Here is a 13,080-nt window from a genome sequence, read left to right as displayed (position 1 = left end):
CCCAGGGAAGGAGTACCCTGCGGGTATCACTGTCCTTGAGGTGCAAGATGAGGTTCAATAGTCCGCCCGCTGGGTCTGGAGCCGATCGGCCAATCGGGCGTCGCAAGGGGAGGATTCGGGCCTGGGCGTTACGCCGTCCCGCACTCGCTGCCTTGTCGATCGTCGCGGTCATCGCGCTTGTGGGCGCTGCCGTCTTTTTCGGCTCCTCCTGGTCCCGGACACTGGTGGCGGCCGGGAGCCCGGCCGGCGGGGAGTCCGGCGCCTCTGCCGTGGATCCGGGGATCTCTAAGATCCAGCATGTCATCGTCATCATGCAGGAGAACCGCTCGTTCGACAGCTACTTCGGCACGTTCCCCGGAGCGGACGGGATACCAATGCAGAACGGTTCCCCGGCGGTGTGCGTTCCGGATCCGGCCCACGGCTCGTGCGTGAAACCGTACTACGACCCCTCTGACCGGAACTCCGGTGGCCCGCACGGCCAGAGCAATGCCACGGCGGACATCAACGGCGGGAAAATGGACGGCTTCATTGGCCAGGCCGAGAAAGCCTCGACCAACTGCGCACCGAACGCCCCAGGCTGCGCGGGCGGTAACCAAAGCGATGTGATGGGCTACCACGACGCCCGTGACCTGCCCAACTACTGGGCGTATGCGAAAGACTTCACGTTGCAGGACCACATGTTCGAGCCCAACGCCTCCTGGAGCCTGCCCGAGCACCTGTACATGGTCTCGGAATGGTCCGCCAAATGCAGCCGGGCGGGCGATCCGCAATCCTGCGTGAATGCCCTCCAGAATCCGGGCAGTCCGCCGGACTTTGGCTCCTCGATGAAGTCGACCCTCATCGGCAAGTGCCGGGCCGGCCTGCAGAACAAGGCCTGCCAGGACGCACTCGCTGCAGCGGGGATCACCCCGGACCTGGCCGCGCAACTGCACACCCTCATCGCGCAAAACTGCGCCGGCTCGGATTCCTATACGAGTTGCCAGGCCGCCATCGACAAAGCAACCCTCCCCGAAGCGCTCAAACAAAAGCTGCTGGCCGCCGCCAAATTGCTTGCTCCCCCTGACTACGCCTGGACCGATCTGACCTACCTGCTGCACCAACAGAACGTGCCCTGGGCCTACTACGTCTTCAACGGCACAGAGCCCGACTGCCAAGACGACGCAGCCATGACCTGCGCTCCCGTAGCCCAGAACGCGAAGACGCCCGGCATCTGGAATCCGCTACCCTACTTCGACACCGTCAAGCAGGACGGCCAGCTAGGCAACATCCAGTCCCTCACCAACTTCTACACCGCCGCCCAAAAGGGCACATTGCCTGCCGTGAGCTGGATCGACCCCACGGGAGCCGTCAGCGAACACCCGCCGGCGCTGATCAGCACCGGGCAGGCCTACGTCACGGGCCTGATAAATGCCGTCATGTCCGGCCCGGACTGGAACAGCACCGCCATCTTCCTCTCCTGGGATGACTGGGGCGGTTTTTACGACCACGTCACCCCGCCCACCGTGGACCAAAACGGCTACGGACTCCGGGTCCCGGGCATCGTCATCAGCCCCTACGCCAAACAAGGCAACATCGACCATCAGACCCTCAGCCACGACGCCTACGCCAAATTCATCGAAGACGACTTCCTCCATGGCCAACGCCTCGACCCGGCCACCGACGGACGGCCAGATCCCCGGCCCGGCGTCCGCGAGGACAACCCCCAGCTCGGCAACTTGGTGAACGACTTCAACTTCAACCAGCAACCCATCAAACCTGTCATCCTGCCGGGCGGGACGACGTACTAGGTGTTTACGGCCCCGGTAGAATAGACCGGTGATGCAATCCCCCCTTCCAGTGCGCGACGGCGTCAACGCCACCCGTCTGCGCCTCCCGGACGAGGGGCCTTGGGACACCGCGATGGACTACATGATGCACCGCTGGGGCCATATCGACCCCCAAGGCATCGAGGACAGGTTCGACGCCGGCGAAATCGTGGGCGAAGGCGGCGCACCCCTTGACCGCGGTACGCCCCTCGAAGAACACACTTTCATTTGGTACTACCGCACGCTCCCGCCAGAGACCCGGATGCCGGTGGAGATCACCATCCTGCACCAGGACGAGCACCTCCTGGTGGTCGACAAGCCCCACTTCCTGCCCACCACCCCGGGCGGGACGTACATCCAGGAATCCGCGCTCGTCCGGCTCCGGAACCAGTTGGACCTGCCAGACCTCATCCCGATGCACCGGCTCGACCGCATGACCGCCGGGGTGTTGCTCCTCTCCACCAACCCGGAGACCCGCGGCAAGTACCAGGTGCTCTTCGAGAAACGGCAGGTGCAGAAGGAGTACGAGTGCGTCTCTGCCGCGGCACCCGCCGCAGGCTTTCCCGCCGTCGTGCGCAATCGCATGACCAAATCCCGGAGCTACCTTCTCGCCGAAGTGATCGACGGTGAACCTAACGCGGAGACCCGCATTGAGCTGCTGAAAACGTTCGACGGCGGCACTCACGACGGCGCCGCCGCTCGCCGAGCGCTGTACCGGCTTGAGCCCCACACAGGCAAGACCCACCAGCTCCGCGTGCACATGGCTTCGCTCGGGCTGGGAATCGTGAACGACGCGTTCTACCCCGAACTGCTGGACAAAGCCCCGGACGACTACTCCAAGCCGCTCCAGTTGCTGGCCCGCGGCATCCGATTCGTTGACCCCATCAGCAAGCAGCCCGTGGAATACCAGAGCCGCCTTGAGCTGAGCGAAGCCCACCCCGCCTGATGCCCGCTCACCTATGACGGCCTTTCCCGGGACGCTCGCTCACCTATCACGGCCTTTCCCGGGACGCTCGCTCACATATCGCGGCCTTTCCCCAAACCCCCGCTCACCTAAATCGAGGAACATGTCCACCTTGAGGTCATGCCGGAGGAGCGCTGGGCAACAGGCTGCATAAGTGAGCGAGCGTCCCGGCCAAACACCCACATACATGAGCGAGCGTCCCGGCCAAACACCCACATACATGAGCGAGCGTCCCGGCCAAACACCCACATACATGAGCGAGCGTCCCGGCCAAACACCCACACAAGTGAGCGGGCGTCCGGTCAAACACCCACACAAGTGAGCGGGCGTCCGGTCAAACACCCACACAAGTGAGCGAGCGTCGGGTAGCGAGGGTGGGTGTCCTGGCCGCGGCGCGGAAACAGTGGCGCGTTTCGGCGTTGCCAGCGGGACCGGGCGTATATGCTCAGTCCTGCCGGCCCGACGACCGCGGGCGGTGTTCGGTCCCGCGAAAAGGAACCACATGGCCCACGCTGAAAACGAAGTCTCGATCAACCGCCCCGCAAACGACGTCTATGCCTTCCTGGCGGACGGGCTGAACAACAAGCTGTGGCGTCCGGCCGTCAAGACTGTCGCCCTCGCAAGTGGAGAAGCAGGCAACAAAGGCGCCGTGTACTCCCAGACAATGGCAGGCCCCGGAGGCCGCACGATCGCCGGAGACTACGAGATCATCGCAGCCCAGCCGGGCAAACGACTCGATTTCCAGGTCGTCGCCGGCCCGGCCCGCCCCACAGGATCCTTCACCCTGGACGAGAACAACGGCAGCACGACCGTACGCTTTGCCTTGGATCTCCAGCCCAAGGGCTTCATGAAGCTCATGGGGTCGATGATCACCAAGACCATGGAGTCGGAAGTCGGACAGCTCGGGCAGTTGAAATCCGTGCTTGAGGCGCAGTCCGCCTGACGCCACCCGCGAAAGCGCGCGCCACCTGCAAAGGCCACCCGCGAAAGCCCGCGGGCTTCCCTCAACCTTCCGAATCCCCGAACACGCTCCGGAACACGTCCGTCGTCTCGGGACTGAACAGCACAAATTCGACGAGTTCCAGCCCGCTGGAGCTTTCGACGCCGAACCGGCTGACGGCGTCGAGCGCTACCGTGGCGACCTCGCGCGCGTCCCAGCCGTAGACACCCGCGCTGATTGCGGGGAACGCAACGGAACTCGCCCCGAGGGACGCCGCCACTTTCAGGCTTTCGCGGAAACACGACGCGAGCAGTTCCGGATCGTTCTGACCCGCGTGGCGGTTGGGGCCAACGGTGTGGATCACCCATCGGGCAGGCAATCTGAACCCGGGGGTGGCCACGGCTTGGCCCACCGGCAGTCCGTGCGGGTACCGCCCGCGCACCTCCATGCACGCGGCCAAGAGCTCCCTGCCCGCGGCGCGGTGGATCGCGCCGTCCACTCCCCCGCCACCCATCAACGACGAGTTGGCAGCGTTGACGATCGCATCGACGTCGCGCGTGGTGATGTCACCTTGCAGGATTTCGAGCCGCATGGCGCCAGTCTTGCACGACACTCCGGTGGATGCACCAAAGTGGGGTAATTTGTGCCCATGGACATCACCACCGCCGATGGCTGGGGAGCCGCGATCTATGTCTGGATCATCCCCATGGTGGTGGGCGACGCGATCTTCCCGCCCATCCCGTCCGAGATGCTGGTGATCACCGGTGGCGCGCTGGCCGCCGAGGGCCGGGTCAACCTGTGGCTGGTGGGCTTGATGGCCGCTGTCGCCTCTTGGCTGGGCGACATGATCGTTTTCCAACTATTCAAGCGCCGCCTGGGGCATGTCCTGGATCGCTGGGCCTGGGGCCGCAAAGTCCATCAGGGGATCCACCGGGCCATCGCCAGGGCCGGGCGATCCTCCACCTACGGCGCGATTATCGGCGCCCGGTTCATCCCCGGTGGGCGGCTTGCCGCGTCGGCTGCTTCCGGGATCGCCGAGGTTTCCTCCCGTGGCTTCAGCCTCTGCGCTGGCCTGGGCGGGCTGTTGTGGGCCACGTGGCAGACAGGGCTGGGTTACTTTACGGGCTCGACGACGAAGCTTCCGTTCTGGGCGAGCTCACTGATCGGCGTCGGCGTGGGGCTGCTGATCGGCGTCGTGGTGGGCGTGATCGTCACGCGTCGCCGGGGCGACCGCTCGCCGGTGGACGAGCCTGGCGAGCCGCCGCACCTTTAGGCGCGTCCCGACGTCGGGCTCAAACCGGCGACCATTTGCCGCGCTTGCGGCGCAGAACGTAAAGGTTCCCAGTGAGCGCTACGCGTTCGACGGCGTCGCGCATCATGGCTGCTGACGCGCGGGCCTCGCTGTTCTCACCTGGATAGTCGCGCGGCTCCACCAGGAAGCGGAGGCTGATCTGGGCGACGCCGCCAACAATGTCCAGCTGATTGGATTCGACATGATGACGCGTCTCCAAGGCCTCAAGCGCAGCGGCCATCACCGACTCCGGCTGATTGCCTGGCTTGAGCCCGGTGATCTTCAACTTGGTCTGGAACGACGGCATCCCTCAACCCTAAACGCTCGCTCACCGATGGCGCTCCTCCCGGCGCGACCCCCGCTCACATGATGTGAGCGAGCGTCGGGGGAAATACCCATATATGTGAGCGAGGGTCGGAAGGGGGGTGAGGCTATCCCGTGTTGCGGAGGCCGGCGGCCACGCCGTTGACCGTGATGAGCATCGCCCTCTGGAGGCGTTCGTCGATCTCGGCGCCGGAAATGGAGGCTTCGCGGACGCGGCGCAGCAACTCCACCTGCAGGTAGCTGATGGGGTCGAGGTATTGGTCGCGGATTTCGAGGGAACGCTTGAGCGTCGGCTGGGCTTCCAGGAGCTCGGTCTCCCCGCTCAGGAGTTCCACTTCGGCAACCGTGAGCTCGTACTCGGCGCGGATTGCCTTGAAGAGGTGATGCAGCTCTTCCGGAACAAGCGAAGACACGTAGTGCCCGGCGATGTCCATGTCCGTTTTTGCCAAGGTCATCTCCACGTTGGAAATCACGGACTGGAAGAAGTGCCAGCGCTTCATCATCTCCGCAAGCTCGGAGGTGTTGCCTGCCTCGCGGGCCGCCTTCAGGCCCGATCCCACGCCGAACCAACCCGGAACGATCTGCCGCGACTGGGTCCAACCGAACACCCATGGGATGGCTCGAAGACCACCCAATCCGGCACCGGAATCGGGCCGCTTGGAGGGACGCGAGCCGATGTTCAAGGATCCGAGCTGCTCCACCGGCGTCGAGGCAAGGAAGTACGCGGGCAGGTCCGGGTCGTCGATCAGCGAACGATACTGGGCAAACGCGGCGTCGGAAATGATCTCCATGACCTGGCCGTAGCGTTCGCGCTCGTCATCGGAGGTGCGCGGGTCGCGGTGCAGCGCGGACCCCTGCATCACGGCGGCAAGCGAGAGCTCCAGGTTTTCTCGGGCAAGCTCCGGAAGGGAGTACTTGTCCGAGATGACTTCGCCTTGCTCTGTGAACTTGATGGCGCCTTCGAGCACGCCGTTGGGCTGGGCCATGATGGCGTCGTAGGTCGGGCCGCCACCACGGCCCACGGAGCCGCCGCGGCCGTGGAACAACCGGACGTTGACGCCGTGCTTGGCTGCCACGTCGCGCAGCTTCCGCTGAGTCTTGTGGATTTCCCACTGGCTGGTCATGACGCCGGATTCCTTGTTGGAGTCCGAGTAGCCCAGCATGATCTCCTGGACATCGCCGCGCAGCCGCACCAGCGCGCGATAAGACGGATCGGAGAGGAGCAAGTCAACGATTTCGGCCGAGGCACGCAGCTCCTCGACGGTCTCCAGGAGCGGTGCGAAGCCGATCTTGGCATACGGAGCCGCGCCGAAGAGGTCGATCAGTCCGGCTTCGCGGGCCAGCACCGCGGCAGCCAGGACATCGTCGGCACCGCGCGTCATGGAGATGATGTAGGTTTCGACGACGTCGGGCCCGTACGTCTGGAGGGCGTGGCGGATGCTGCGGAAGACGTCGTACGTGCGGTCGCCGTCGCCGTCGAGCTTGATGGGGTGGCCGGACAGCGGGCGGCGCGAAGCCAGCTCCGCGCTCAGCCGTTCGAAACGCTCGGCGCGGCTCAACTCACCATAGGGAGTCCCGACGCCGATCCGGTCCACCAGCTGCCCGACGGCGTCGTGGTGGTAGTCGGCATGTTCACGGATGTCGAGGGTCGCCAAGTGCAGCCCGAAGGAAGCGATCGCACGGCGGACGCGGGCCAGGGCGCCGTCGGCCACGAGAACGGCCGAGTGCTTGCGCAGCGAGTTTTCGAGCATCTCGAGTTCGGCCAGCAGCTCGGCTGTCGAGGCGTAGTCACGGCCGGGCTCGTGATGGTTGGAGGCAGCCACGCGGCGGCCTGTGTTGATGAGCTTGGCCTTGATGCACGTCAGCTTGAGCCGGTAGGGCTCCTGGGCGTTCAGCTCAAGGATGCGCTTGTCCAGTCCGGGCAGGTTCCTGAGGTCGACGTCGATCGAGTCCAGCAGTACTTCTTCCGCGTCCACCAACGCGGTGGAGTTGGAGAGGACGGAAATCAGTTCGTCGATCATCGAGATGCTGATCCGCACGGCGTGCTGGTTCTGCAGTTGCAGGATCTCCCGCGTGACGGAAGCGGTGACGTTCGGGTTGCCGTCGCGGTCTCCGCCGATCCAGGAACCGAAGCGGATGGGGGCGGTGTGCGCGGGCAGGACGACGCCGTGCTCGCCCAGCAGCTCGGAAAGATCCGTGAGCATCTCCGGCATGGCGTCGGTCAGGATGCTGCTCAAGTAGTAAATGGCGTTGCGGGCCTCGTCCACGGGTGTGGGCCGGACTTGGCGCAGTTCGTCGGTCTGCCACATCTGGTCGATGATCTCGGCGAGCTGGCGGTCCTGCCGCTTGCGGGCGGACGTTCCCTCAAGAGTAGATTCGGCCAGGACGTCCGAGAGCTTGCGGATCTTGTCCAGCACCGAACGGCGCGAGGCTTCGGTGGGATGCGCGGTGAAAATCGGACGAACGTCCAGCTCATTGACCACATCCTGCAGCGCCTGGGTTCCGGCTTCGTCGGCGATTTCGGACACGGCTTTGGCCAACCAGCCGTCCTTTTCCTGGCGGGTGCGCAGTCCGCGGACGCGGTGCACCTGCTCGGCGGCGTTGGCGAGGTGGAAGTAGAACGCGAAGGCGCGCACCAGCTCGGTGGCTTCCTCGAGGGGCAATGAGGCGAGCAACTCCCGGACCTGGGCGACGACGTCGTGCGCGCTCCACGGACCCGTGGCGTCAGCGCCGCCGCGGGCGGCTTCCTTGGATTCCTTGGTGAGCAGGCGAACCTGCTCGACGAGCTGGAGCAGTTCGGGGCCATGCTGGCGGACCAACGACTCCCCGAGAAGCGTCGATACTCGGCGGACATCGGCCCGCAGTTCCGCGGCAAGATCGGTGCTGAGATGTGCAGTGTCAACCATGAAAATACCTTCTGGCGTTGGGTGTGGCCCGTACACTGCGCTGGATACTGTGAGCCGGATTACTAATATTCCTAGGGAATCTTACCCGCAGCCCTTGCGGGGGTGGCAATCCGTCTCAAATGTTGTCGCTGGCTCCACGCGCGCCCCGCCCTGCCTGCCCCAACTGACTCGCAGTTGTTGTCGTTATCAGCCCTCAGAACGACATCTAATGCGACTCAGTTGGGTTCCGGGATTGGTGGTGACCAGTGCATGGTTAAGCCAACGACAGATCCCGAGCCGCTGGAGGAACCATGAGCGCAACAGCCCCCCCAAGCAACGCCCAGCTGGAACGCTGGCAGCGTTTCCGCAACGGCCGCAACGCCGCACTCGCCGCGGACCACGGCTGGCTCACCCTCACCTCCTTCCAGTGGCTCGAATCCGCGCCCGCCGCCGTCGAGCTCGTCCCGGGGCTTTGGTCAACGGACGGCACGACGGCGACACTCACCGCGGGCGCGGCCGATGGACTCTCGCTCGTGGAGACGGGAGCTCCCGTGGACGGCACGATTTCGGCCACCCTGCAGGACGAGGAATCGCTCATGTGGGTGCAGTTCGGCGGAGCGGATGGCACGGAAGTGGTGGTGGAACTGGCCATGCGTGCGGACAAGTACGCCATCCGCACCAGGGACAACTCCTCGCCCGTACTGACAGAGTTCGATGCCGTTCCCACCTATGACTACAACCCGGACTGGGTGCTTGGAGGCCGCTTCGAGGCCTACCCGGAGCCGGTGGATGTACCCATCGGAACAGCCAACCCTTTGGTGGACGGAGTGCATCGATCCGTCGGCGAAGTCGTTTTCCGGGCGCCAGGCCTTCCCCACGAGATCCGGCTGCACGCCGAGGCCGAGAAGCTCGGAGCCCTCACTGTCACTTTCCACGACGAAACGAACGGCAACACCACGGACGAATGGCGCAAGCTCGCCGTCTCGCGCCCCCGGCCTGACGGCTCCGTAGTCCTGGACTTCAACCGCGCCATCAACTACCCCAGCGCCTTCACCCCGTATGGCACGTGCCCTATGCCGGTGTCAGGAAACTCGATCGACGTGGCGGTCGAGGCGGGGGAAAAGCTACCGGCCGGCCGGATCGTCTAAACATCGCCCCAAACATAGTAACCCAAGGGCGTTACATCTCCCACAAGTCAAGGTACACTCTTCTTGGAAAGCGCTTACCAACCGCTCCTGGAACGACACTGACGTCAGCAACCCCGCCCCAGGGGATAGATGAGGAGAGCCATGGGCACCCTGTCCACGCCCGTCCCGGCAGAACGCGAACAGCCCAGCCCTGAAGCAAGCCGGGTGGCCCTTGTGGGGGTCCACGGCTTCGGCGCGCACCACCTGCAGAACCTCGAAAGGCTCCAGGCCAACGGCGTCGTACGCCTCGTTGCCGTAGCGGATCCGAATCCGCCTGCCCCCGGCGCCCTCCCGCCCGGAACCGCCGTATTCAGCAACCTGGACGAGCTGCTGGCGGGAACCCCCGCGCTGGACCTCGTCATTGTGGCCACCCCTATCCAGACGCACGCGCAACTCGCCCTCACGACGCTCTCCCACGCCGATTTGTACCTCGAGAAGCCTCCAGTCGCTTCCCTCGCCGACTTCAATCGGCTGCAGGAAGCCGCCACCGCGGCCGGCAGAAGCGTCCAGGTAGGCTTCCAAAGCCTCGGATCCCGGGCCCTCCCGGCCATTGACGAACTGCTTGCGGCGGGAGAGATCGGCACGCTCCTGGGCATCTCGGCCACCGGGCGTTGGGTGCGTGACCGCGCCTATTACAAACGCTCGCGATGGGCGGGCAAACGCAGCCTGGACGGCATCGACGTCGTGGACGGAGTGGCAACCAACCCCCTGGCACACGCGATCGCCACCGCCCTGAGGATCGCCGGGGCGCGGACCGTGGACGATCTTGTCTCCGTGGAAACGGACTTGTACAGAGCCAACGACATCGAATCCGACGACACCTCGGTGATCCGGATCCGCACCGCCGCGGGCCTGCCCATCACGTGTGCGCTCACTCTCTGCGCCGCCGAGTCCGTGGAACCGTACATCACCCTGCAGGGCAGCGAAGGCACGGCGGTGTTCTATTACACCGAAGACCGCCTCACGGTCAGCTCGGCCGCCGGGAAGCGCGAAACGGTCTACAGCCGGGTGGACCTCACCGAGGACTTGCTGGAGCATCGTCACCAGCTACGCTCCGTGCAGGGCCTTGCAACCGGCGCGCCGCTGATCAGTCCGCTCGCGGACAGCGGCGCCTTCATGCAGGTCCTCGAGGCCATCCGCACCGCAGAATCTCCCGCGCTGATCCCCGGGCAGTACGTCACCTGGGAGGGCGAAGGCGACGCCGCCCGTGCCGTGATCAACGGAATCGAAGACGCCCTGGAACGCTCGACGGCGGCGCACACCACCTTCAGCGAACTTGGCGTGCCGTGGGCGCGGCCTGCCGTCGACAGCGATCGGCCGGTTTTGAGCTTGCCCGACGGCGGCCTGCCGAGCGGCGGCGGTGAGCCGGGCACCTCTGCGATTGAAACCGACCAGGCCGCCGTCGTCTTGGCAACCCTGCAGAGCGGCGCCGGCCTTGCCGCGCGGATCTCCCCGAGGCCCTATCTGCACCCGGTCCGCACGCTCGCCGGAGTCAAGGTCACGGACCACCTCCCGGCGGACCACCCTTGGCACCTCGGCGCGGGATTCGCGTTGCAGGATGTCAACGGCAGCAATTTCTGGGGCGGCAAGACGTACACGCGCGCTGCAGGCCGTTACGAAGAACGGCAAGACCACGGGCGCATCATCGAACGCTCCACAATGTCCGGTCCAGGCCTGCTGGAGCAGGAATTGAGCTGGCAGGCACCGGACGGCACCGAACTGCTCCGCGAACGACGCACCGCCCGGTCCAGCCTGCTCGACCCCGGCACGTGGCAACTCGAGCTCCGAACAGAACTGAGGGCCGTCGTCGACTCCTCGCTGGGCGGCCCCGGCTCCAACGGAGCCCTCGGAAGCGGCTACGGCGGCTTCTTCTGGCGCCTGCCTGCGTGCTCCGGGGCAGAAGTCTTCACAGCTGAGAGGGCCGGTGAATCCGAAATCCACGGCTCGGCGTCGCCGTGGCTGGCCTGGGCCGCGGATTTTCCTGAAGGCCCCGCCACTCTGGTGTTCGCCACCCCGGCTGAGGCACAGGATCCCTGGTTCGTCCGGATGGCTGATTACCCCGCAGTGGGTTCCGCCTTGGCCTGGGACCGACCAGTGAAGCTCGGCGCAGGCGAATCCTTGGTCCGCTCCTTCACCGTGTGGATCGTCGACGCCAAGCTGTCTCCGGCCGAGGTCGCCGAACTGACGGCCGGCAGGGCTTCCGCTGCAGGATAGACCCGTAAAACTTGAGTGCGGCTTAGCGAGAGCGGCTGCGCCGACGGAGCTCCCGTCAGGACGAGGGGGTCTGTTCTTTTGCCCACTCGGCGACCCGGCGAGCACTTTCCTCATCGGAGAGGTCCTCGCCTCGGGTCATGATGGTCCAGCGGATACCGAACGGATCACGAATGCTGCAGAACCGATCCCCGGACACGAAAGTCATCAACGGCTCGCGGATAGTAGCGCCAGCCGCCTCGGCCCGCTCGACGACGCCGTCGACGTCATTGCAATAGAAACCCATCGAGCAGCAGTCATCGTCGCAAGCAGGAGGAGGTACGAGATGGTAGTCGACGGCCGGTTCACCAATCTGGAGCCGACCGTCGCCGAAATCGAGGACGGCGTGAACAACGACGGCATTGATTTCCGTCACGTCGACGATGCGTGCGCCGAACAGATCGCGATAGAAAACGATCGCCGCGGGGGCGTTCGGTACAACGAGGAACGGCGTCAGGCTGGTCGAACCATGCGGGATACCGTGGGACGTGTGATCGCCGTGTGCAGCGGCGGTTTTCTCAGTTTTTTCGGGCATGTCTTCACGATAAAAGGACGGCGCAATGCGGGGCTTGAAGATTCGCGACAACTTCATGAATGCCGCAGTATGACCGGCGATTCACGCGGAATTCTCTATCCCGGCAGCCTGCCACGGTTCTCCCGGCTGCCCTCCTCGGACCGGATCTCCTCATTGGTGCGGTGGTTCTGGATCGCCGAGTGGGACATCGCACCAGGACGTACGTCGCGCCAACAATTGATTTCGTTCCCCACGTCAAATCTCACCGTGGAGCCAGCGTTTGTCGGTTTCGCGGGACCGACAAGCCGGCGCTCCACCCGTGACCTCACTGGTCGAGCATGGACTGTCGGCGCCCTGTTAAGGCCCGCTGCCGTCCCGCACTTCACGGCCGCCCCCCGCAGCTCATCGAGATGCATACGGCCCGGTACACTTCCCGGACCTCCATGGCGCGGTCGTCCGCACAATGACGGGATCCGAGGATGCAAGCGGCCGGCATCTCCGGGCTGCCGAAGCGTTCACGAGCTGGTTCGTTGAGAACGTGCCGACTCCGGACGCGGAAGGTTTGCGTGCGAACATGATGGCCGACCTCATAGACACTGATTCGACGATAGTGCGCTTGGATGATGTAGCCGGGCGTCTAGGAGTTTCTGCACGAACAGCACAGCGGCTCGCTGTACGTTACGTCGGTCTCTCGCCGGCTGCCATGATCCGTCGTCGGCGAATACAGGAAGCCTCAGAGCGTCTCAGGAACGACCCGGACTCCGACATCGCAACCATTGCGGCCGACTTTGGCTACTCGGACCAAGCGCATCTCGCCAACGACTTCCGCACCGTCCTAGGGCTCACACCCGGCGCGTACCGCAACGCTTCATCGGATCACCCTCCTCTCGAATAGGACCCGCGATACTCCCGGCCATTTG

At 65.0% G+C, this 13,080-nt stretch carries 12 protein-coding genes; 8 read left to right on the top strand and 4 right to left on the bottom strand.

Annotation, left to right across the window (positions count from 1 at the left end; genetic code table 11):
• The first annotated feature begins 152 nt into the window (after positions 1–152).
• The 3 genes from AB4074_RS06610 (at position 153) to AB4074_RS06600 (ending at position 3,712) form a co-directional block, all read left to right on the top strand.
• On the top strand, positions 153–1,787 hold the full coding sequence (locus AB4074_RS06610; RefSeq protein WP_441412656.1) for an alkaline phosphatase family protein: 1,635 nt from the start codon (positions 153–155) through the stop codon (positions 1,785–1,787).
• A 31-nt stretch (positions 1,788–1,818) separates the two neighbouring features.
• Complete coding sequence (locus AB4074_RS06605; RefSeq protein ID WP_441412777.1) at positions 1,819–2,751, top strand: RluA family pseudouridine synthase; 933 nt, start codon at positions 1,819–1,821, stop codon at positions 2,749–2,751.
• A 520-nt stretch (positions 2,752–3,271) separates the two neighbouring features.
• Positions 3,272–3,712 carry an SRPBCC family protein gene (locus AB4074_RS06600; protein ID WP_441412655.1) on the top strand — a complete coding sequence of 147 codons (441 nt, stop codon included), beginning with the start codon at positions 3,272–3,274 and terminating at the stop codon, positions 3,710–3,712.
• A gap of 61 nt (positions 3,713–3,773) precedes the next feature.
• Here the strand turns inward: AB4074_RS06600 and AB4074_RS06595 are convergent, their stop codons facing one another.
• Positions 3,774–4,301, bottom strand: a complete 528-nt coding sequence (locus tag AB4074_RS06595; protein WP_441412654.1) for an O-acetyl-ADP-ribose deacetylase — start codon at positions 4,299–4,301, stop codon at positions 3,774–3,776.
• Positions 4,302–4,358: 57 nt separating this feature from the next.
• Between AB4074_RS06595 and AB4074_RS06590 the strand changes: the two genes are divergently transcribed.
• A complete protein-coding gene (locus AB4074_RS06590) occupies positions 4,359–4,982 on the top strand; it encodes a DedA family protein (RefSeq protein WP_437772306.1) in 624 nt (207 codons plus the stop codon).
• 19 nt (positions 4,983–5,001) lie between these two features.
• On the opposite strand, the gene AB4074_RS06585 is transcribed toward AB4074_RS06590, so the two are convergent.
• Both AB4074_RS06585 and ppc read right to left on the bottom strand, forming a co-directional pair.
• Positions 5,002–5,307, bottom strand: a complete 306-nt coding sequence (locus AB4074_RS06585) for a hypothetical protein (RefSeq protein WP_441412653.1) — start codon at positions 5,305–5,307, stop codon at positions 5,002–5,004.
• A 124-nt stretch (positions 5,308–5,431) separates the two neighbouring features.
• Positions 5,432–8,230 carry a phosphoenolpyruvate carboxylase gene (gene ppc, locus AB4074_RS06580; protein WP_441412652.1) on the bottom strand — a complete coding sequence of 933 codons (2,799 nt, stop codon included), beginning with the start codon at positions 8,228–8,230 and terminating at the stop codon, positions 5,432–5,434.
• A 290-nt stretch (positions 8,231–8,520) separates the two neighbouring features.
• Here ppc and AB4074_RS06575 point away from each other — a divergent pair, with 290 nt between their 5' ends.
• Together AB4074_RS06575 and AB4074_RS06570 are read left to right on the top strand one after the other, a co-directional pair.
• Positions 8,521–9,357, top strand: coding sequence for a DUF1684 domain-containing protein (locus AB4074_RS06575; protein WP_441412651.1), 837 nt, complete (start codon positions 8,521–8,523; stop codon positions 9,355–9,357).
• A 141-nt stretch (positions 9,358–9,498) separates the two neighbouring features.
• Entirely contained in the window at positions 9,499–11,610 is a 2,112-nt protein-coding gene (locus AB4074_RS06570) for a DUF6807 family protein (RefSeq protein WP_441412650.1), read from the top strand.
• A 55-nt stretch (positions 11,611–11,665) separates the two neighbouring features.
• On the opposite strand, the gene AB4074_RS06565 is transcribed toward AB4074_RS06570, so the two are convergent.
• Entirely contained in the window at positions 11,666–12,181 is a 516-nt protein-coding gene (locus AB4074_RS06565; protein WP_441412649.1) for a VOC family protein, read from the bottom strand.
• Between AB4074_RS06565 and AB4074_RS06560 the strand changes: the two genes are divergently transcribed.
• Entirely contained in the window at positions 12,116–12,694 is a 579-nt protein-coding gene (locus AB4074_RS06560; protein WP_441412648.1) for a DUF6597 domain-containing transcriptional factor, read from the top strand. The genes AB4074_RS06565 and AB4074_RS06560 overlap by 66 nt on opposite strands.
• Positions 12,624–13,055, top strand: a complete 432-nt coding sequence (locus AB4074_RS06555; RefSeq protein WP_441412647.1) for a helix-turn-helix domain-containing protein — start codon at positions 12,624–12,626, stop codon at positions 13,053–13,055. Before AB4074_RS06560 ends, AB4074_RS06555 begins: the two co-directional genes overlap by 71 nt.
• Positions 13,056–13,080 lie beyond the last annotated feature (25 nt).

The organism is Arthrobacter sp. 2MCAF14 (assembly GCF_052115645.1).
GTDB lineage: Bacteria > Actinomycetota > Actinomycetes > Actinomycetales > Micrococcaceae > Arthrobacter.
Note: the sequence above shows the minus strand (reverse complement) of the source record. Positions and strands in the feature narration are given on the sequence as shown.

Excerpts from the sequence above, each read along its gene's own strand:
- AB4074_RS06605 (WP_441412777.1), top strand. The coding sequence starts at position 1,819 with ATGCAATCCCCCCTTCCAGTGCGCGACGGCGTCAACGCCACCCGTCTG.
- AB4074_RS06600 (WP_441412655.1), top strand. The coding sequence starts at position 3,272 with ATGGCCCACGCTGAAAACGAAGTCTCGATCAACCGCCCCGCAAACGAC.
- AB4074_RS06595 (WP_441412654.1), bottom strand. The coding sequence starts at position 4,301 with ATGCGGCTCGAAATCCTGCAAGGTGACATCACCACGCGCGACGTCGAT.
- AB4074_RS06590 (WP_437772306.1), top strand. The coding sequence starts at position 4,359 with ATGGACATCACCACCGCCGATGGCTGGGGAGCCGCGATCTATGTCTGG.
- AB4074_RS06585 (WP_441412653.1), bottom strand. The coding sequence starts at position 5,307 with ATGCCGTCGTTCCAGACCAAGTTGAAGATCACCGGGCTCAAGCCAGGC.
- ppc (WP_441412652.1), bottom strand. The coding sequence starts at position 8,230 with ATGGTTGACACTGCACATCTCAGCACCGATCTTGCCGCGGAACTGCGG.
- AB4074_RS06575 (WP_441412651.1), top strand. The coding sequence starts at position 8,521 with ATGAGCGCAACAGCCCCCCCAAGCAACGCCCAGCTGGAACGCTGGCAG.
- AB4074_RS06570 (WP_441412650.1), top strand. The coding sequence starts at position 9,499 with ATGGGCACCCTGTCCACGCCCGTCCCGGCAGAACGCGAACAGCCCAGC.
- AB4074_RS06560 (WP_441412648.1), top strand. The coding sequence starts at position 12,116 with ATGCGGGATACCGTGGGACGTGTGATCGCCGTGTGCAGCGGCGGTTTT.
- AB4074_RS06565 (WP_441412649.1), bottom strand. The coding sequence starts at position 12,181 with ATGCCCGAAAAAACTGAGAAAACCGCCGCTGCACACGGCGATCACACG.
- AB4074_RS06555 (WP_441412647.1), top strand. The coding sequence starts at position 12,624 with ATGACGGGATCCGAGGATGCAAGCGGCCGGCATCTCCGGGCTGCCGAA.